Source organism: Plantactinospora alkalitolerans, assembly GCF_015690345.1.
In the GTDB taxonomy this organism is placed as follows: Bacteria; Actinomycetota; Actinomycetes; order Mycobacteriales; family Micromonosporaceae; genus Plantactinospora; species Plantactinospora alkalitolerans.
Window position 1 is genome coordinate 57,389 of record NZ_JADPUN010000145.1, and the last position, 19,364, is coordinate 76,752.

The following is a 19,364-nucleotide window of genomic DNA, read 5'->3' on the forward strand; positions in this document are numbered from 1 at the left end:
ACGATGCGAGTGGTCTACACCGACCCGGCCTGGGCGCTCGACGCCAGCGGCCGACCCGATCCGAACCGCGCCGACCTGGAACGCGGCATCCTCGGACCGGACGTCGACGTCGAGATCGGCCCGTTCCACAGCGGAGCCGACCTCGACCCGACCGGCGACCCGGAGGTCGCCCCGAACGCCGACAGCGGCTTCGTGACCTCCGGCGACCAGTTGCTCGACGCGGCCCGGGGCGCCGACGCACTGGTCATCTACCGGTGCCAGGTCACCTCGGAACTCGTCGAGGCACTCCGGCCGAGCTGCCGGGTGGTCGCCCGCAGCGGCGTCGGCTTCGACAACCTCCGTCCCGACCTGCTCGCCACCGCCGGCATCTACGGATTCAACGTGCCGGACTACTGCGGCGACGAGGTGAGCACCCACACCGTGGCGCTGCTGCTCGGACTGGAGCGGCAGATCTGCGTACAGGACCGGCTGGTCCGGGACAACCGGTGGGGAATCCACCGGGGCGGCATACCGCGCCGCACCTGCGAACGTACGGTCGGGATCGTCGGCTTCGGCCGGATCGGCCGGGCCAGCGCCCGCAAGCTCCAGCCGTTCTACCACCACGTCCTGGCCCACGATCCGTACGTGGCGGCCGACCTGATGGCCAGCCACGGCGTCACACCGGTCCGGAGCCTCGGCGAGTTGTTCGCCGCGGCGGACGCCGTGGTGGTCCACGCGGCGCTGACCCCGGAAACGGACGGGCTGATCGGTGCGGCGGCACTCGGGGCCGCCGCACCGGGAACCCTGCTGGTCAACACGGCCCGGGGCAAACTCGTCGACACCACCGCCGTGCTCGACGCACTCGACACGGGTCAACTGGCCGGCTTCGCCTCCGACGTCTTCGCGCCCGAGGACCCGAACGCATCACCCACCGCCCGCAAGTTGCTCGCCCGGAACGACGTGATCGTCAGCTCCCATCGCGCGTTCCTGTCCGCCGAATCCGAGTTGAGCCTGCGCCGCCGTATCGCCGCGGGCATCCGTGCGGTGCTCGTCGACGACGCACCGCCGCCCGAGGGACGGCTGGCGTGAACACCAACGGCCGCCACCGCAGCCAGCTCGCCACTTCTTTGGAGGAACGTTGACCACATCGGAAGAAACCGGTCCGGGCCCGACCACGGGCCAGCGCCCCAGCAGCATGTCGCCGGGCGACCAGCTCCGCCGCCTGCTCGTCGACGACACGCCCTGCGTCCTGATGGGCGTGCACGACGGGCTCAGCGCCCGGATCGCGGTCGAGGAGGGATTCCGCGCCCTCTGGGCGTCCGGACTCTGCATCTCCACCGCCCTCGGCGTACGCGACAGCGACGAGGCGTCCTGGACACAACTGCTGAACAGCGTCGAGAGCATGGTGGACAACACCCGGGTACCGGTGCTCGTCGACGGTGACACCGGGCACGGCAACTTCAACACCGCGCGCCGGTTCGCCAGCCGGGCCGAACGGATCGGTGCCGCCGGAGTCTGCTTCGAGGACAAGACCTTCCCCAAGATGAACTCCTTCTTCGGGGTGGGGCACGAACTGGTGCCGATCGCCGAGTTCTGCGGAAAGATCAAGGCCTGCAAGGACGGGCAGCAGGACCCGGGCTTCGTCGTCGTCGCCCGCACCGAGGCGTTCATCGCCGGCCAGCCCGTCGAGGAGGCGGTGGCCAGGGCCGAGGCGTACGCGGCCGCCGGCGCCGACGCCATCTTCGTGCACTCCCGGCAACCGACGGCGGTGGAGATCGCCGCCTTCTCGGCCCGATGGCATGGCCGGGTGCCGATCGTGATCGCACCGACGACGTACCACCGGACCACGCTGGACGAGTTCCGGCAGATCGGGGTCGGCGGGGTCATCTGGGCGAACCAGAGCATGCGGGCCGCGTTCAGCGCGATGCGCAAGGCCTGCCGCGACATGCGGTCGAGCGGGGTGATCAGCGGCGTCGAGGAGGAGATCGCCTCGCTCAAGGAGGTCTTCGCACTGCTGGGCTACGAGGACCTGGAGCGGGAGGAGCGGCGGTACGCCTCCTTCGACCCGCCGGTGCTGTCCACGGTGACCGGGGGGAACGCTCCATGATCCGTGCCGAAGAGCTGATGGGAGCCCTGGTCGACCACTCGGTCACCATGGTGACCGGGGTGCCGTGCTCCTTCCTCACCCCGGTCATCAACCGGGCCATCAGCGATCCGAGGGTGCGCTACCTCGCCGCCACCCAGGAGGGCGAGGCGGCGGCGATCGCGGCCGGTGCCTGGCTGGGTGGCGGGCTCGGCTGTGTCATCAGTCAGAACTCCGGTCTCGGCAACATGGTCAACCCGCTGACCTCGCTGCTGCACCCGGCCAACATCCCGGCGCTGCTGCTGGTCACCTGGCGGGGTGAACCCGGCCGCCCCGACGAGCCGCAGCACGCTCAGATGGGGCGGATCACGCCGGGGCTGCTCGACCTGATGGAGGTGCCGCACGCGACGCTGCCGGCCGACCCGGCCGAGCTGTCCGACGCGTTCGCGGTGGCCACCGGCGAGCTGCTCCGGGCCGAGCGGCCGTACGCCTTCGTGATTCCGAAGGGGACGGTCGCGGCGGAGCCACTCTGCGAGTCCGCGCTGCCCCGACGTACCGGCCGGGTCGTCCGGCACCTGCCCGACGGTCCGGCACCCAGCCGGTGGGCGGCGCTCGAGTGCCTGCTGTCCGAGTTGCCGGAGAGTGCCGCCGTCGTGGCGACCACCGGGATGACCAGTCGGGAACTGTACGAGATCGCCGACCGCGACCAGCACTTCTACCTGGTCGGCGCGATGGGTTCGGCCGGAGCGGTGGGGCTCGGGGTGGCCGCGCACACCACCCGGCCGGTGGTGGTGGTCGACGGCGACGGCGCCCTGCTGATGCGGCTCGGTGGCCTCGCCACGATCGGGGCGTACGGGGGTGACAACCTCGTGCACGTCGTGCTGGACAACGGCGTGCACGACTCGACCGGGGGACAGCGCACGCTCTCGTCCACCGTGGACCTGGTCGCCGCCGCCGCCTCCTGCGGCTACCGGCAACTGCACGACTGCACCCGGCCCGAGGCGTTCCGGGTGGCGCTCGGGGCGGCGCTGGCCGGGCCCGGGCCGAGCCTGGTCCGGCTCCGCACCAGGCCGGGATCCCGCAGTGGGCTGGGCCGTCCGGCGGTGACCCCGGCGGAGGTGGCCCGGCGGTTCCGGCGGTTCGTCACCGCCGCCCCCGCCCCGGACAGGGTGGGCGCGGACGAAGTGCTGGGGGTCGGGGCGTGACCGGTATCCGGGTGACCTTCGCCGGCTCGGGCGACGCGTTCGGCAGCGGCGGGCGGCTGCAGACCTGCGTACACCTGAGTCCGGCGGACGGCCCGCCGGTGCTGCTCGACTGTGGAGCGACCGCCCTGATCGGGCTGAAGCGGCACGGTATCGAGCCGAACGACGTCGGCACCGTGGTCCTGTCACACCTGCACGGCGACCACTTCGCCGGACTGCCGTACCTGATCCTCGACGGTCAGTTCCGGCGGCGGACCGCGCCGCTGGAGGTGATCGGGCCGCCGGGCACCCAGGAGCGGCTGCGTCAGGCCATGGAGTTGCTCTTTCCCGGCTCGACCCGGATCACCCGGCGCTTCGAGGTGACGGTCCGCGAGATCGAGCCGCACGGCCGGCTCGATCTCGCGGAGCTGACGGTGCAGGCGTACCCGGCGGAGCACTTCGCCGGTGCGCCCGCGCTCTGCCTGCGGATCGGGCTCGCCGGTCGGGTCATCGCCTACAGCGGCGACACCGCCTGGACCGAGACCCTGGTCACCGTGGCCGACGGGGCGGATCTGTTCGTCTGCGAGGCGTACACGGTCACCCGGGCGGTGCCGTTCCACCTGCACCTGCCGATGCTCCGGGACAACCTTCCCCGGCTCACCTGCCGGCGGATCGTCCTCACCCACGCCGGGCCCGACGTCCTCGCCAGCGCCGGCTCGCTCGACCTCGAACCGCACCTCGAACTGGCCGACGACGATCTCGTTCTCGACGTCTAGACGATCCGGAGGATCCGGTGGACCATCCCTACCCACTCGGCGTCATCCACGGCAGGTTCCAACCCCTGCACCTCGGACACCTGGAATACCTGCTCGCCGGTGCCGCCCGCTGCGACACGCTCGTCGTGGGCATCACCAACCCGGACCCGTTCCAGACCGCCGAGGAACCCACCGATCCGGTACGGGGGTCGGTGGCGGCGAACCCGTGCACGTACTACGAGCGGTACCTGATGGCGGAGGCCGCGCTCACCGAGGCGGGTGTGCCGCACCACCGGCTGCGGATCGTGCCGTTCCCGCACAGCTTCCCGGAACGGCTGCGCTACTACGCGCCGCCGGAGGCCGTCTACCTGCTGACCATCTACGACGACTGGGGCGCGGAGAAGCTCGACCGCCTCGGCGCGCTCGGCCTGACGACCGAGGTGATGTGGCGCCGGGTCGAGAAACCGATCAGCGGCGGCCGGGTACGCCGGGCCATCGCCGCGAACGCCGACTGGGAGCAACTGGTCCCGCCCGCGGTTGCCTCCGTGATCAAGGAGTGTGGGATCGATGCGCGAATCCGTGGTTGAGCGGGCGGACCCGGCGGATTCCGCTGCGGGCGACGGCCGGGTCTTCGTGGTCGCGCTCTGCGGCGGCGGTGACCGGCCGATCGCGGAGCTGGCCGACCGGACCCCGTTCGAGGCGGCGGCCACCCCGCACCTCGACGAGCTGGCCCGGACCGGATGCAGCGGTCTGCTGGAGGTGATCCGGTCCGACGTGCCGCCGGAGTCTGACTCCGGCGCGATGGCCCTGCTCGGCTACGACCCGGTGCGTTTCTACACCGGCCGGGGACCGCTGGAAGGGCTCGGGATGGACTTCTGGGACGCCGACGGTTTCTCGGTGGCGTTCCGGATCAACTTCGCCAGCTGGCAGCCGGACACGGGTCGGCTGGACCGGCGTACGTCCCGCGATCTGTCGGACGACGAGCTCGAGGCTCTGGTGACGAGCGTCCGGGCCGAGGTACGCCTTTCCGGCGACGTGTCGGTCCGGCTGACCGGCTTCGGCCGGCACCGGGGAATCCTGGCCCTGACCAGCCGGACGGTGCCGCTCTCCGGCCGGGTCACCAACACCGACCCCGGGTTCGTCGCGCGCGGCCCGTTCGGGGTGCCGGTCGCCGATCCTCCCTCGACACCACTGCGCTGCCGCCCGGCACCCGCCGACGAGGTGAACGGGACCGACGAGGTGAACGGGACCGACGAGGTGAACGGGCCCGACGAGGTGAACGGGCCCGACGACGGCCGGGCCGCAGAGGTGACCGCGCGGCTGGTGAACCAGTTCGTCGAGCGTAGTGCCGCCGTGCTGGAGAAGCATCCGGTCAACCTGGCCCGCCGGGCGGCCGGCCGGCGACCGGCGAACCTGATCCTGGTCCGCGACGGCGGCGACACCCTTCCGGTACTGCCGTCGTTCGCCGCCCAGCGCGGCCTGCGGCTGGCGATGTACGGCCAGGTTCCGGCCGAGCGCGGACTCGCCCGACTGATCGGGGCGAGGTTCACCGTCGCCAAGGCCGGGCCGGGGCAGGACGACCCGGCGTTCTACCGGAAGCTGGTGCCGGCGTTGCTGGACGATCCCGCCGACGTCGTCTTCGTACACCTCAAAGGGCCCGACGAGCCGGGCCACGACGGTCGGCCGCACGACAAGGTGGCCGCGATCCGCGACATCGACGCCGACTTCGTCGGGCCGCTGCGCGCCCGGCTCGGCCCGCTGGACACCCTCGTCGTCACCTGTGACCACGCCACCCCCTGCGAACTCGGCATCCACGCGCCGGACCGGGTACCGGCGGTGGTCACCGGTCCGGGCGTACGACCGGACGGGGTGACCGAGTTCGGGGAGCGGGCCGCCGCCGGTGGTGGTCTTCCGGCCGGTCGGGCCAGCGAACTGCTGCCCTGGCTGCTCCGGCTGCGCAGGGGGAGCTGAGGATGCGGATCACCGGTCTGCGGCTGCGCGGCATCCTCGACTCCCGGGCCAGGGCCACCGTGGAGGCCGACGTGGTCCTGGACGACCGGTACCACGGTCGGGGGTCGAGCCCGCGCGCCATCGCGCCCGGCCGGCGGGAACGCCCGCTCGGCGACCCGACCCTGCTGGGTCCGCTCGCTCCGGGGGAGCTGCACCGGGCGCTGCTCGGGCAGGACGTCGACGACCAGGCCGACCTCGATCTGCGGGTGGCCCGGTCGGACGTCGGGGCGGCCGAGACCCTCGCCGTGTCGCTGGCCTTCGCCCGGGCCGTCGCCTCGGCCCACGGGCTGACCCTGCACCGGTACCTGGCCCGGCTCGCCGGCACCACGCCCCGGGTGCCCCGGCTGCTGGTGAACGTCTTCTCCGGCGGCATCCACGGCAACGGTCCACCGGCCGGCTTCCAGCAGATCATGGTCATCCCGGACACCGGCGGACTGACCGGAGACATCGAACTGGCCCGGGTCGTCTTCGACGAGGCGGAACGGCAGGTCCAGCAGCGGTTCGGCCCCGCCCGGTTCTCGCCGTCGAGCGGGCTGCTGGTGCCGGTCGACAGCGAGCGGCAGTTGACCCTGCTGCACGACGTGGTCGCCGCGGCCGGAGGTACGGGCGCGGTGTCGTACGGGGTGGACGTCGCCGCGGAACATCTCGTCGAACGGCCCGGCGCCTACCGGCTCGGTCCGGACGTGCTGAGTTCTGCCGAACTGGCGGGACGGCTGTCGGCGCTCGTCGAGCGGTATCCGCTGAGCTACCTGGAGGACCCCTTCGACCCGGCCGACGAACCCGCCTGGCGGGCGCTGCGCCGGGACCTGCCGCCGACGACCACGGTGATCGGCGACGACCTGTTCGCCACCGACGCCGCCCGGGTGGATTCCTCGCTTGCCGACGGGATCCTGCTGAAGCTGAGCCAGGCCGGCACGCTGACCGCCACTCTCGAGGCGTCCCGGGCGGCCCGGGAGGCGGGACTGGTCTCCGCCGTGTCGCACCGGTCCGGTGAGACCGAGGACACCGCGATGTGCGATCTCGCGGTGGGTGTCGGCGCGGAACTGATCAAGGTCGGTGGGCCGCGTCGCGGCGACCGGCTCGCCAAGTACAACCAACTGCTCCGGCTGGCCGAGACCGTGCCGGCCGAACCCCCCGTTGCCGTCCGCTGAACGAAGGAGTGCACCGTGTCCCGTGCAAAGCAGTTCAAGGACCTGATGAACGCGCCCGAGCTGCTCGTCGTACCCAGCGCGTACGACGCGCTGTCGGCGAAGGTGATCGAGCAGGCGGGCTTCAGCGCCGTCCACATGACCGGCTCCGGCACCTCGGCGAGCATGCTCGGCCTGCCCGACCTCGGCTTCGCCACGATCACCGAGATGGCGTGGAACGCCAAGAACATCACCCTGGCCGTCGACCTTCCGGTGATCATGGACATCGACGCCGGGTACGGCAACGCGATGAACACCTGGCGCTGCGTACGGGAGTTCGAGCGGGCCGGCATCGTCGGCGGCCACCTGGAGGACCAGGTCGTGCCGAAGCGCTGCGGTCACCTGGAGGGCAAGCGGCTGATCAGCGCGAAGGAGATGGTCGGCAAGATCGCAGCCGCGGTCGAGGCGCGGGAGGACCCGGACTGGGTGCTGATCGCCCGTACCGACGCCCGGGAGAAGCTCGGCCTCGACGAGGCGATCCGCCGCTCCCGGGAGTACGTCGCCGCCGGAGCGGACTGCATCTTCCTGGAGGCGATGCTCACCGTCGACGAGATGAAGCGGGTCCGGGACGAGATCGACGCCCCGCTGCTGGCGAACATGGTGGAGGGCGGCAAGACGCCGTGGCTCACCACCAAGGAGCTGGAGGCGATCGGCTACAACCTCGCCATCTACCCGCTCTCCGGCTGGTACGCGGCCACCGCGATCCTCCGCAAGACCTTCGCCGCGCTGCGCGACGAGGGTACGACGCAGAACTTCTGGGACCGGCACGGCCTGAAGATGACGTTCGACGAGCTGTTCGAGGTCTTCGAGTACTCGAAGATCTCCGAACTGGAGCGGCGGTTCGTCGTCCGGGACGACGACAACGGGACCGGCGACGTCGTCCGGGACGGGAAGGACTGATCCCGTGTTCCTCGACGGGCAACTGCTTCCCTCGACCGGGGACGACGTACCGGTGCGCGACCGGTGGACCGGGGCCGATCTCGGCCGGGTGCCCCGGGACGGCCCGGCCGAGGTGGACGCCGCGGTCAGCGCGGTCGCGGGTCGGCGGCGGTCGATGCCGATCGACGAGCGGGTGTCGGTGCTGACCGGGGCGGCGACCGCGTTGCAGGCGCGCGCCGAGGAGTTCTCCCAGCTCATCACGGCCGAGTCCGGCGTCTGCGTCCGGGAGACGGCCCGGGAGGTCAACCGGGCGGTGGCGAACCTGCGGGTCGCGGCGGCAGAGGCGGAGCGGCTGCGCGGCGAGTCCATTCCGGTCCCCGGGACGGCCCGGCTGGCTGTCACCGTGCCGGAACCGGTCGGCGTGGTCGCCGGGATCACCCCGTTCAACCGGCCGCTCAACCAGGTCGTGGTCAAGGCCGCCCCGGCGATCGCCGCCGGCTGCGCACTGGTGCTCAAGCCGTCCGAGCGGACCCCGCTGACCGCGCTCGCCTTCGCCGAGCTGCTCACCGGGGCCGGCTATCCGAAGGAGATGCTGGCGGTCCTCACCGGTGATCCGGCCGGCGTCGGCGGCGCGCTGGCCCGGCATCCGGGCGTCGACATGGTGACCTTCACCGGCAGCGTGTCGACCGGCCGGGCGGTCGCGGTCGCGGCGGCCGGAAAGAAGCTGCTGCTGGAACTGGGCGGCAACGATCCGCTGCTGGTACTGCCCGACGCCGACCTCGACCTCGCCGCCCGGCTGGCCGCCGACGGGGCGTACGCCACCGCCGGGCAGTCCTGCCGGGGCGTGAAACGGATCATCGTCTGGGCCGAGGTCGCGGACGAATTCGTCGAACGGCTCGTCGAGGCCAGCCGGACCAGGAGGTACGGCGATCCGCGCCGGCCCGAGACCGAGGTCGGACCGCTGATCGACGAGGCGGCGGCGGAACTGGTGCAGCGGCGGGTGGAGTCGGCGGTCGCCGCCGGGGCGCGGCTGTGTCACGGGGGTGACCGGAACGGCGCACTCGTCGCGCCGACGGTCCTCGATCGGGTGCCACCCGGTGCCGAACTGGTCCGCGAGGAGACGTTCGGTCCGGTGGCGCCGGTGCTCCGGGTGGGGGGACTGGACGAGGCGGTCGAGGTCGCCAACGGCACGGCGTACGGCCTACAGGCGGGCGTGGTCACCAATGACAGCGCCGCGTTCTGGCAGCTCGCCGCGCGACTGCGGGTGGGGGCGATCAACCTCCTGGAGGGGCCGCAGTTCGACTCGCCGCACATCCCGTTCGGCGGAGTGAAGGCGAGCGGACTCGGGCGGGAGGGCATCCGCTACGCGATCCGCGAGATGAGCACCACGAAGACGGTCACCGTGCCTTACGGCTGGCCGGTCTAACAGCATCAACAGGGGAGGACGCAAGTGGACCTGTTCGAGAAGGTCATCAACAGTCCGGGCAGCCCGATCGCGCAGATGTCGCGGGACATCCACGGCAGGTACGCCTTTCCGAGGCTGACCGGCGAGATCGGCAGCCGGATGCGGTACGGCGACACGGACCAGCTCGTCTGGAGCCTGAACAACTATCTCGGGCTGGCCAACCACCCGGAGGTCCGGGCCGCCGACGCGCGGTTCACCGCCCGGTACGGCCTGGCGGCGCCGATGGGCTCGCGGATGATGTCCGGCGAGACCGAGGACCTGGAGATGCTGGAGTCGGAGCTGGCGGCGTACGCGGGCAAGCCCGACGCGCTGTTCCTGAACTTCGGCTACCAGGGGATGATCTCGTTGCTGGACTCGCTGCTCAGCCGGCGGGACTGGCTGGTCTACGACGCGGAGTGCCACGCCTGCATCATCGACGGCATCCGGCTGCACCGGGGCAAGGCAAAATCCTTCCCGCACAACAACATCGAGCGACTCGAAGCGGTACTGACCCGGATCGAGGCGGAGCGCGGCGACGACGAGGCGGTGCTGGTCGTCACCGAGGGCGTCTTCGGGATGTCCGGCGTACAGGGGCGGCTGCGGGACATCGTCGCACTCAAGCAGCGGTTCAACTTCCGGCTCCTGGTCGACGACGCGCACGGCTTCGGGGTACTCGGTCCCGACGGTGGCGGGACCGGGGAGGAGCAGGGCTGCCAGGACGGCATCGACCTGTACTTCGGAACCTTCGCCAAGGCCGGTGCCAGCATCGGCGCCTTCGTCGCCTCGGACGCCGAGATCATCTGGCGGCTGCGGTACGGGATGCGGTCGCAGATCTTCTCCAAGGGACTGCCGTGGCCGGTCGTTGCCGGTAACCGGGTCCGGCTCGACATGATGCGCAACCGCCCCGAGCTGCGGCGCAAGTGCCTGGAGATCGCCGCGCACCTGCGGGAGGACCTGCGCGGGGTCGGGCTCGAGATCGGTGATCCGTCCAGTGCGGTGACCCCGGTGTTCCTCGGACTGGAGGCCGCGAAGACCGCCGTCTTCCTGGAGCGGCTCCGGCACCAGTACGGGATCTTCTGCTCTGCCGTCACCTATCCGGTGGTGCCTCCGGGGGTGGTCCAGCTCCGGCTGATCGCCACCGCCACGCACGAGCACAGCGACGTCACGTACACCGTGGACGCGCTGCGCCGGGTGTACGAGGAGGTGACCGGACGGAGCGAGATGGCGCTGTCCGCGCTCCGGTGAGCACCGACCTGGCCCGGAGCACCGAGCCGGCCGGCGGCACCGGACTGACGCGTCGACCGGGTAGCGCCCCGGCGGCGGAGATCCTGGCCCGGGCGTCGGCGATCGCCGCCGAGCCGATGCGACGGATCGCACCCGAGCGGCTGGAGGCGGAGCTGGCCGAGTTCCGGCGTCGTACGCCCGGTTCGGCGGCACTGTTCCAGCGGGCCCAGGGGGTGCTGGCCCGGGGGAGCGAGCACGTGGATCCGCTCTCCTCGCCGTACCCGCTGTTCCTGGACCACGGCACCGGCGGCGTGGTCGTCGATGTCGACGGCAACCGGTACGTCGACTGCATCCTGGCCGGTGGCGCGCTCAGCCTGGGGCACAACCATCCCGGGCTCAACGCGGCGGTCGTCGACCTGCTTCGGGACCGCACCGGTTTCCACGGCCACCTCGACGAGTTCGAGGTGCTCGCCGCAGAACGGATCATCGAGGTCTTTCCGGCGGCCGAGGCGGTCCGGTTCGTGGGCTCCGGCGCCGAGGCCGACCTCGCGGCGGCCCGGATCGCGCGGGCGTACACCGGGCGACGGAAGATCATCAAGTTCCGGGGGCACTACCACGGCTGGGGAGACCAGTTCATGGTGGACCTGGAGGTGCCGGGGTCCGGCGACTTCATGGCCGGCGGGGTACCACCGGAGCACTACGCGCACACCGTGCTGGTGCACCCGCACCGGCTGGACGAGTTGGCGGCGGCGCTGGCCGCCGGTGACGTCGCGGCGGTGATCAGCGAACCGTTCGGCGGCGAGTCCGGCCTGGTGCCGTTCGCCGACGACTTCCACCAACAGGCCATCGCGCTGGCTCACCAGCACGGTGCGCTGTACGTGTTCGACGAGGTCGTCACCGGCACCCGGGCCGGAATCGGCGGCGCGCACGCGGTGCTGGGCATCCGCCCGGACCTGATCACTCTCGGCAAGGGACTGATGAACGGCTACCCGTCCTGCGGGGCGGTCGCCGGGCGGCGGGAGATCATCGAGGCGGCCGGGACCGGACTGCCGGACGGACGGCCGTTCACCTACATCGGCGGCACCATGTCCGGCAACGTGCTGTCGGCGGCGGCCTGCTACCACACCCTCGGCGAACTGACCCGGCCCGGCGTTCTCGACGGTGCCATCGCGGTCACCGCCGACCTGGTGGTCCGGCTCAACGCGCTGTTCTCCGCCGGTGGCGTGCCGTTCTTCGCATACCACTTCGGCACGATCCTGCGGATCGAACTGACCGCGCCGCACGCGCTGCTCGTTGAGGCCGAGCGGCTGCCGGAGATCATCGCCCGTCGGGCGCTGCTCGCCGACTACATGATTCCGGTGGTCAACGCCGGGGTGCTGTCCCGGATGGGCCGGGACATGCTCTCCTGCGGGCACACCCGGGCCGACAGCGACCGGGTGGTGAACGCGTATGGCCGACTCGTCGAACTCCTCGGCTGAACCGGTCTCCGGTGCTCCGGCCGAACCGGTCTCCGCGGCCTCGGGCGGGCCGTCGACCGGCGCCCGGCCGGCCGGGACGGTCCTGGTCACCGGGGCAACCTCGGGGATCGGGCTCGCCGTCGCCCGGCTCTTCGTCGAGCGGGGGATGCGGGTGCTGGGCACCTCCCGGAATCCCGACGACATCCCGTCGGCGGACCGGGTCCCCGGCGTGACCTACCTGGCCCTGGACCAGTCGGATCCGGCGAGCGTACAGGCGTGCGCGAAGGCGGCCGGTCCGGTCGACGTACTGGTGAACAACGCCGGGCACAGCCAGGGCGGCGCCCTGGAGGACCTGCCGGAGGAGCATCTGGAGCAGTTGTTCCGGATCAACGTGCTGGGACCGGTCGCGCTGACCCGGGCGGTACTGCCGGCGATGCGGGCCGCCGGGCACGGCCGGCTGATCTTCGTGGGTTCCATGATGGCCGAGTTCCCGGTGCCGTTCCAGGGCAGTTACGCGGCCTCGAAACTGGCCCTGCGCGGCTTCGTCACGGCGCTGCGCACCGAGGTCCAGCCGTTCGGCATCCAGGCCACCCTGGTCCAGCCGGCCTACTTCCGGTCGGCCATCGACCGGCACCGCGCCTGGCACACGACGCCGGACTCGCCGTACCGGGACCGGTTGGGCGTGGTCAGCGCCCGGGTCCGGGCCCAGCACCAGAACGCGGCGGACCCGACGGAGGTGGCCGAGCGGATCTGGCGGCTGAGCCGGGCCGACCGGTTGCCGGTGGTGTCCATGATCGGCGGCAACGGCGGCACCCTGCGGTTCGTCCGGCGCTTCCTGCCGGACCGCGTCGCCGAGCGGCTGGTCGCCCGCCGGTACGGCCTCTGAACCCTGCACATCCGCTACGAGAAGACCCGTGCACATCCCTGAGGAGAAAGACCGTGCACATCCCTGAGGAGAAAAAGCAGCTCGGAGGAGAACCATGACCCAGACCCTGGACCGGTCCGCCGTACCGGACAGCACGCCCAGCGCACTGTCGGTGATCGACACGGACGTGCACGAGATGATCGGCAACCCGCTGGAGTTCCTCCAGTACGTCGAGGAGCCCTGGCGGGGGCGGATCCACCCGGACAACTGGATGGGCATCTCCATCCCGTACTCCTGGCCCACCACCGGCGGGCTCGCCCGACCGGACGCCCGACCGTCCAACGGGTTCCGGGCCGGCTCCGACTACCAGTTGATGCGATCACAGCACCTCGACGCATTCAACATCAAGCACGCCGTACTGACCGGACTGCTCTATCCGAGCGAGTTCAAGGTGCAGCCGGACTTCGCGGTCGGGCTCTCCCAGGCGTACAACCGGTGGCTCGTCAACGAGTGGCTGGCCAAGGATCCCCGCTTCCTCGGCTCGATCTGCGTGGCGGCGCAACGTCCGGACGACGCGGTGGCCGAGATCGAGAAGTGGGCCTCGCATCCCCAGATGGTGCAGGTCCTGCTTCCGGTGATCTCGCACGACACGATGGGCCGGGACTACTACCACCCGATCTACGAGGCGGCGGTCCGGAACAAGCTGGTGGTCGGCTTCCACCAGGGCGCGAACGTGGAGACCGCCGTCGGCCTGCCCACCTACTTCCTGGAGTGGCACACCGCGATCTCCCAGGCCTGGCAGTGCCAGCTCATCAGCCTGGTCGTCCACGGGGTCTTCGAGAAGTTCCCCGACCTGCGGGTGGTGATGATCGAGTCCAGTTGGACCTGGCTGCCGCACCTGATGTGGCGCTTCGACCACAACTACCGGAGTCTGCGCCGGGAGGTTCCGTGGGTGAAGCGGCTGCCCAGCGAGTACATCCGGGACCAGGTCAGGTTCACCACCCAGCCGATGGAGTTCGCGGAGAACCCCGATCACCTGTACCAGATGTTTGAGATGGTGGGTAACGACGAGTTCCTGATGTTCTCGTCGGACTACCCGCACTGGGACTTCGACGCCCCGGACCGTTCGCTGCCGAGTTCCTTCCCACCCGACATCCGGCGGAAGGTGCTGCACGACAACGCGGCGAAATTCTACCAACTCGGGGAGGCGCGATGAGCACGACCGAGCAGACGTCGACCCGGCGTCGCCAACGCCACGTCGTGTGCGGAGTCGACGAACTGAAGCCCGGAACCACCCGGCTGCACGCGGTCGGGCACCGGCAGATCGTGGTCGGTCACGTACCCGGACACGGGTACGTGGCGCTGTCGAACTACTGCACGCACCAGGGTGGTCCGCTCTCGGCCGGCTCGTTCGAGGCGATGTGGACGGCGGAGAAGGTGGGGGAGCGGATCCAGGACCCGGATCGTTGGGTGCTGATCTGCCCGTACCACAACTTCGAGATCGACGCCGCCACCGGCTGCCCGGTGGCCCGGTTGGGTACCGCCCGTACCGCCACCTACCGGGTGGCGGTCGAAGCCGACGAGATCGTCGTCTACGTCTGAGTAGGTGACCACGTCCGGCCCGGCCGCCGACAGCCGGCAACCCGGGCCGGACGTGTTCCCGCAGGGAGGCAGTCCGAAGTGCTCCGCAACCACGGTAGGTTCGTGTCCCGCCATCCGAAGAAGATCCTCGGTATCGCCGCACTGCTGCTCGCCGGCGCGGTCTACCTCGGGATGGGCGCGTTCGACGTCCTGCGCAGCGGAGGGTTCGAGGACCCGGCCGCCGAGTCGACCCGGGCCCGGGAGCTGATCGATTCCGAGTTCGGCGGGCAGACCAACCTCGTCCTGCTGGTCCGGGCGAAGGAGGGAACTGTGGACAGCCCCGCCGTCCGGGCGGCCGGGGCCGCGCTGACGGCCCGGCTGGCCGGCGAGTCCGGGGTGGAGAACGTCGGCTCGTACTGGCAGGACAACGTGGCGAACCTCCGCTCGGCCGACGGCACGATGGCGCTGGTGCTGGGGCACGTCGCCGGGGACGACGAGCAGGTGAGCGACCGTGCCGAGGCGTTACTGGCCCGGTTCCCCGCCGACGAGGGACCGGTGACCGTCACTCCCGGTGGTGAGGTGGTGGCCAACCAGGACGTACGCGACGAGGTCAACCGGAGCCTGCTGCTGGCCGAGGCGATCGCCGTACCCGCGATCCTGCTGCTGCTCGTGCTGGTCTTCGGCAGTGTGATGTCGACGATGGTGCCACTGGCCATCGCGGCCGCCGCCACCGCCGGCACCCTCGCCGAGCTGTACCTGCTGGGCTCGGTCACCGACGTCTCCGAGTTCGCGATCAACCTGGCCACCGCGCTCGCCCTCGGCCTCAGCGTCGACTACGCCCTGCTGATGGTGAGCCGGTTCCGGGAACGGCTCGCCGCCGGTGACCCGGTACCGGAGGCGGTGGCGGTGACGATGGGAACGGCGGGCCGGACGATCGTCTTCTCCGCCGCCACCGTGGCCGCGGCCCTGGCGGCCCTGCTGGTCTTTCCGCAGTTCTTCCTCCGCTCCTTCGCGTACGCGGGGATCGGCGTGGTGCTGATCGCCGCCGTGACCGCGCTGGTGGTGACCCCGGCCCTGCTGGCGTTGCTCGGCCACCGGATCAACGGAGGTCGGCTGCCCTGGTCCCGGGACGTCCGTGGAGCCGACTCGCCGTTCTGGGGCGGCCTGGCTGCCGTCGTGATGCGGCGCCCGCTGCTCACCGCGACGCCGGTGGTCGTGCTGCTGCTGCTCGCCGCCGCGCCACTGTCGGCGGTGCACTTCGGCAGCCCGGACCAGGGGGCGTTGCCGCAGCGGGTCACCAGCCGACAGGTCGCCGACACCATCCGGGACCACTTCGACGCGAACGTCTGGACCGCGACCGACATCGTCGTACCCGGGCAGGTCGACCCGGACGACCTCGCCGGGTACGCCGGCCGGCTCGTCGCGCTGCCCGGGGTGGCCGGCGCCATCACCAGCGTCGGCGCGTTCAGCCGGGACGGCGCCGGCCCTGGGGACCCCGGCCTGGGGCGCCCGGCCGCGCAACGGCTGTCGGTGTTCACCACGGTTCCGCCGAAGTCCGACGTCGCGCAGAAACTCATCCGGGCGATCCGGGCCGTTCCCGGGCCCGGGAACGCGCCGACCCTGGTCAGCAGCTCCGAGGCGCGGCTGGCGGACACCAAGAAGGCCATCGGCGACCGGCTTCCGCTGGCCGGGCTGCTCGTCGCACTGACCACCTTCGTCGCGCTGTTCCTGTTCACCGGAAGCGTGATCCAGCCGGTCCGCGCTCTGCTGTTGAACGTACTCAGTCTCTCCGCGACCCTCGGCGTGATGGTCTGGGTGTTCCAGCAGGGACACCTGGCGGACTGGCTCGGCTTCACCCCGCGCCCGCTGGACACCGCGATGACCGTACTGCTGCTCTGTGTCACCTTCGGGCTGTCGATGGACTACGAGGTCTTCCTGATCAGCCGGATCCACGAGTTGCATCTCGCCGGCCACGACACCCGGACGGCGGTGGTCGAGGGCCTGGCCCGGACCGGCCGGATCGTGTCGGCGGCGGCCGCGCTGCTCGCGATCAGCTTCTTCGCCTTCGGTACCAGTTCGGTGAGCTTCCTCCAGATGTTCGGCCTCGGTACCGGGCTGGCGATCCTGATCGACGCGACCCTGGTACGCGGGGTGCTGGTGCCGGCCCTGATGCGCGCCTTCGGCCCCCGGATCTGGTACGCGCCCCGGCTGCTGCGCCGGCTGCACGAACGGGTGGAGCTCAGCGAGACCCCCCGGGACGAGGTGGCCCCGCCGGCCCCGGCAGCTCGGTGACCCCCGTACCTCCACCGAGCTGCCGTCGATCTCAGACCTGCACGCACGTGATCGTGTACGTCGGCTCGACCCAGGTCCGGTCGCCCGTGATGATCCCCCGGACGGTGATGGTCTGGGCGGTCCCGTCGCTCCGTTGGATCTGGTAGGTCGAGGTCACGTTCCGGTTGAGCACGAGGTCCGATGAGTCGGTCAGCAGTGACCGGGACTTCCCCTCCTGGTCGGTGACGTTCGCGAGCTCCCTGCCGAGGTAGCCCGTCAACTGGGTCTGCCGGCCCGGGTCGACGAGCACCCGGTCGAGCAACCCCCGAAGTGCTGTCAGTTCCACCACCTCGGGGCGGCTGGTGCCGTCCGAGAAACCGACCCGTACGTGCCGCAGCACGAGCAGTGTCAGGTACGGCTGCAACTGCTCGTAGAACTCGTAGACCCGGACCTTGTCGGTGGAGTTCTTCTCCTCGAAGATCTCCTTCTTCAGGATCTTCGCGGACTGGGTGAACTCCTCCTCGGAGTTGTACGTCTTCTGCTGGGTCTGCCTCTTGGCGTCGTCCACCTGGTTCTGGATGGAGTTGAAGGTCGCCTTGTTGAATCCCGTCCGGGCGGTGTTGGTGCCGCCCTGAACGTTGAGTGAGGCATTGGCCTCGCCGCCCCACAGGCTGTTCGCGCTCGCGTCGGCGTGCGCCTGGGCGTTCAGTTGGTATTTGTAGCTCTCGGTGTCCTCGCTGCTGGACGTGTTCTTGTCGACCTTCTCGTAGAAGTTCGCCACCACGCTGGCCTCCTGGCTCGCCAGCAGGCTCTGGCCCAGCGACGTCTTCGAGGTGTCCGTGGTCTCGGTCACCAGGATCCGCTTGATGGTGGAGCCCGCCCCGATCGACCTCGTGTCGATCAGCCGTCCGAGGTGTGGCGGGCCGACCAGGGTCTCCAGGGCGTAGTCCTCCACCAGGAACAGCTGCGGTCGGCCGAGGAACTGGGCGAACGCGGGAAACCGTGTTTCGACCGAACCCTGGTCGAGCACCCGGTTCTGTCGGAAGTCGTAGAGGACGTACCGCAGGCCGGAGATGAGGAAGATGTTCTCCTCGTTCTGTCCGGTGCCGTAGAAGGCGACGTCGATGGTGGTCGGGAAGTCGGCCGGCAGGTTCCAGGCGTCCCGGACGGGCATCGGACCGGCGTCCGTCCCACCGGTGTTGAGGTTGTGCCGGACGTACTGGCCGTCCTTGAAGAAGTGGATCATGCCGTGGAACCGCGACCCGAGTCCGTGCAGGCCCACGGGCACGCCCGGGGTCCGCCACGTTCCGTCGGGATTGGTCCACGGTCCCGTTGCCCACTGGCCGAGCACGCCCCGGGGTCCGAAGTCCACCCGCCACGTCGACTCGGCTACGGCACCGGCTGCGGCAGGTCCGGCGCCGCTGGAGTTGACCCGGACGAACATCTCGTCCTTGAAGACGTACCAGAAGTGGGGGAAGGCGGGGCCGCCCCAGACGGCGGAGTGGATGCCGGACCTGAACATCTGCGGCAGGGTGTCCCCGCCGAAGTTACCCGCGATCAACCGGGGTCCGTCCTCGATCCTTCCGGTCTCCAGGTCGTAACGGAAGTAGTCGGCGCCCTTGAACAACCACAGCCCGTTGGGTCGGCTGGAATCGGCGTTCAGGACGGCGTCGAACAGCGGTCCCGGCGTGCCCGTCGCGTGGAACGCCGTGACCGGGAACCCCAGCGAGGTGAAGACCCGCCGCAGGTCGATGGTCGCGAGATTCCGAAAATCGTGCTGAATACCCATGTCCCCTGTCCTTCCTGTTACCGGTGAGTCGATCCCATTTCCGCACTGCCTGCCCCGGTGTCCAGCGGCGGGCCCAGCCAGGGAAGCTGCCGCCACCTCCCATCGATCGCCGACATCTCAGTCGACGCGGTAGGTGACGAAGTAGTAGGAGCTCTCCACGTCGGACTTCGCGAGCTTTGCGAGTTCCCCGGCACCCTGCTCGGACTCGAAGACCGTGATCGAGCCGAGCAGGTCGTCTGCGGACACGTCGTCGAAGTCCCACAGGGAAAGGCTCTGGGAGAACGCCACCGGGACCGTGATCCCCGGCGAGACCGACTGGTCGGCCTGGATGTCGAGCGTCGACCGGTCGGTCGGCCAGATCGAGTTTCCCAACCCGCCGGACGTGTCCATGGTGAGGTAGAGGTTGTCCGGGTCGGATCGCGCACTGTCGATCGCCGCGACCACGCCGGGCAGACTCTTCAGGAAGTCCTGGAGCGGGGTACCACCGAGCTCCGCGACCGCGATCGAGGGCGCGAGGTCGGCGAGTGCCTGGTTCACCCCGAAGTCGGTACCGGTGGAGTGGCGCAGGCACCAGATGTTCAGGAGGGTCGCGTTGGCCGTCATCAGGTCTCCTAGGGGTTGTGTTTCGTCCACGGTGCCGGTCCGGCCTGGTGCGGAAC

The 19,364-nt window shown here is 70.6% G+C and carries 17 protein-coding genes; 15 read left to right on the plus strand and 2 right to left on the minus strand.

What is annotated here, in order from left to right; all coding sequences use genetic code 11:
• Positions 1-3: 3 nt before the first annotated feature.
• From I0C86_RS14430 to I0C86_RS14500, 15 genes are all read left to right on the plus strand, one after another.
• Positions 4-1,068 carry an NAD(P)-dependent oxidoreductase gene (locus tag I0C86_RS14430; protein ID WP_196201746.1) on the plus strand — a complete coding sequence of 355 codons (1,065 nt, stop codon included), beginning with the start codon at positions 4-6 and terminating at the stop codon, positions 1,066-1,068.
• 49 nt (positions 1,069-1,117) lie between these two features.
• Positions 1,118-2,086, plus strand: a complete 969-nt coding sequence (gene aepX, locus I0C86_RS14435) for a phosphoenolpyruvate mutase (RefSeq protein ID WP_230394142.1) — start codon at positions 1,118-1,120, stop codon at positions 2,084-2,086.
• Entirely contained in the window at positions 2,083-3,267 is a 1,185-nt protein-coding gene (gene aepY, locus I0C86_RS14440) for a phosphonopyruvate decarboxylase (protein WP_196201724.1), read from the plus strand. The genes aepX and aepY overlap by 4 nt, the downstream gene beginning before the upstream one ends.
• Positions 3,264-4,019 (plus strand): MBL fold metallo-hydrolase, encoded by a 756-nt coding sequence (locus I0C86_RS14445; protein WP_323373635.1) that lies wholly within the window; start codon positions 3,264-3,266, stop codon positions 4,017-4,019. Before aepY ends, I0C86_RS14445 begins: the two co-directional genes overlap by 4 nt.
• Before the next feature lie 17 nt (positions 4,020-4,036).
• Positions 4,037-4,585 (plus strand): adenylyltransferase/cytidyltransferase family protein, encoded by a 549-nt coding sequence (locus I0C86_RS14450; RefSeq protein WP_196201725.1) that lies wholly within the window; start codon positions 4,037-4,039, stop codon positions 4,583-4,585.
• Complete coding sequence (locus tag I0C86_RS14455; protein ID WP_196201726.1) at positions 4,566-5,969, plus strand: CMP-5'-phosphonoformate--3-phosphoglycerate phosphonoformyl transferase; 1,404 nt, start codon at positions 4,566-4,568, stop codon at positions 5,967-5,969. The genes I0C86_RS14450 and I0C86_RS14455 overlap by 20 nt, the downstream gene beginning before the upstream one ends.
• Positions 5,970-5,971: 2 nt before the next feature.
• Positions 5,972-7,159, plus strand: coding sequence for an enolase-like domain-containing protein (locus tag I0C86_RS14460; protein WP_196201727.1), 1,188 nt, complete (start codon positions 5,972-5,974; stop codon positions 7,157-7,159).
• Positions 7,160-7,174: 15 nt separating this feature from the next.
• Positions 7,175-8,095 (plus strand): carboxyvinyl-carboxyphosphonate phosphorylmutase, encoded by a 921-nt coding sequence (gene bcpA / locus I0C86_RS14465; protein WP_196201728.1) that lies wholly within the window; start codon positions 7,175-7,177, stop codon positions 8,093-8,095.
• Positions 8,096-8,099: 4 nt separating this feature from the next.
• Positions 8,100-9,500: an aldehyde dehydrogenase family protein gene (locus I0C86_RS14470; protein WP_196201729.1), complete on the plus strand. Its 1,401-nt coding sequence runs from the start codon at positions 8,100-8,102 to the stop codon at positions 9,498-9,500.
• Positions 9,501-9,524: 24 nt separating this feature from the next.
• Positions 9,525-10,763: an aminotransferase class I/II-fold pyridoxal phosphate-dependent enzyme gene (locus I0C86_RS14475; RefSeq protein ID WP_196201730.1), complete on the plus strand. Its 1,239-nt coding sequence runs from the start codon at positions 9,525-9,527 to the stop codon at positions 10,761-10,763.
• Entirely contained in the window at positions 10,760-12,220 is a 1,461-nt protein-coding gene (locus I0C86_RS14480) for an aminotransferase class III-fold pyridoxal phosphate-dependent enzyme (protein WP_196201731.1), read from the plus strand. Before I0C86_RS14475 ends, I0C86_RS14480 begins: the two co-directional genes overlap by 4 nt.
• Positions 12,192-13,085: an SDR family oxidoreductase gene (locus I0C86_RS14485; RefSeq protein WP_196201732.1), complete on the plus strand. Its 894-nt coding sequence runs from the start codon at positions 12,192-12,194 to the stop codon at positions 13,083-13,085. Before I0C86_RS14480 ends, I0C86_RS14485 begins: the two co-directional genes overlap by 29 nt.
• Before the next feature lie 94 nt (positions 13,086-13,179).
• Positions 13,180-14,280 (plus strand): amidohydrolase family protein, encoded by a 1,101-nt coding sequence (locus I0C86_RS14490; protein ID WP_196201733.1) that lies wholly within the window; start codon positions 13,180-13,182, stop codon positions 14,278-14,280.
• Positions 14,277-14,666: a Rieske (2Fe-2S) protein gene (locus tag I0C86_RS14495; RefSeq protein ID WP_196201734.1), complete on the plus strand. Its 390-nt coding sequence runs from the start codon at positions 14,277-14,279 to the stop codon at positions 14,664-14,666. The genes I0C86_RS14490 and I0C86_RS14495 overlap by 4 nt, the downstream gene beginning before the upstream one ends.
• A gap of 102 nt (positions 14,667-14,768) precedes the next feature.
• The gene (locus I0C86_RS14500; protein WP_323373636.1) at positions 14,769-16,937 is read left to right on the plus strand and encodes an MMPL family transporter; all 2,169 of its coding nucleotides are present in this window, start codon (positions 14,769-14,771) and stop codon (positions 16,935-16,937) included.
• 31 nt (positions 16,938-16,968) lie between these two features.
• Here the strand turns inward: I0C86_RS14500 and I0C86_RS14505 are convergent, their stop codons facing one another.
• Together I0C86_RS14505 and I0C86_RS14510 are read right to left on the minus strand one after the other, a co-directional pair.
• Entirely contained in the window at positions 16,969-18,705 is a 1,737-nt protein-coding gene (locus I0C86_RS14505; protein ID WP_196201735.1) for a hypothetical protein, read from the minus strand.
• A gap of 117 nt (positions 18,706-18,822) precedes the next feature.
• Complete coding sequence (locus tag I0C86_RS14510) at positions 18,823-19,308, minus strand: hypothetical protein (protein WP_196201736.1); 486 nt, start codon at positions 19,306-19,308, stop codon at positions 18,823-18,825.
• Between the last annotated feature and the right edge of the window lie 56 nt (positions 19,309-19,364).

Bases quoted from the DNA above. Each gene is read 5' to 3' on its own strand.
- I0C86_RS14430 (WP_196201746.1), top strand. From the start codon at position 4: ATGCGAGTGGTCTACACCGACCCGGCCTGGGCGCTCGACGCCAGCGGC.
- aepY (WP_196201724.1), top strand. From the start codon at position 2,083: ATGATCCGTGCCGAAGAGCTGATGGGAGCCCTGGTCGACCACTCGGTC.
- I0C86_RS14455 (WP_196201726.1), top strand. From the start codon at position 4,566: ATGCGCGAATCCGTGGTTGAGCGGGCGGACCCGGCGGATTCCGCTGCG.
- I0C86_RS14460 (WP_196201727.1), top strand. From the start codon at position 5,972: ATGCGGATCACCGGTCTGCGGCTGCGCGGCATCCTCGACTCCCGGGCC.
- I0C86_RS14485 (WP_196201732.1), top strand. From the start codon at position 12,192: ATGGCCGACTCGTCGAACTCCTCGGCTGAACCGGTCTCCGGTGCTCCG.
- I0C86_RS14490 (WP_196201733.1), top strand. From the start codon at position 13,180: ATGACCCAGACCCTGGACCGGTCCGCCGTACCGGACAGCACGCCCAGC.
- I0C86_RS14495 (WP_196201734.1), top strand. From the start codon at position 14,277: ATGAGCACGACCGAGCAGACGTCGACCCGGCGTCGCCAACGCCACGTC.
- I0C86_RS14505 (WP_196201735.1), bottom strand. From the start codon at position 18,705: ATGGGTATTCAGCACGATTTTCGGAATCTCGCGACCATCGACCTGCGG.
- I0C86_RS14510 (WP_196201736.1), bottom strand. From the start codon at position 19,308: ATGACGGCCAACGCGACCCTCCTGAACATCTGGTGCCTGCGCCACTCC.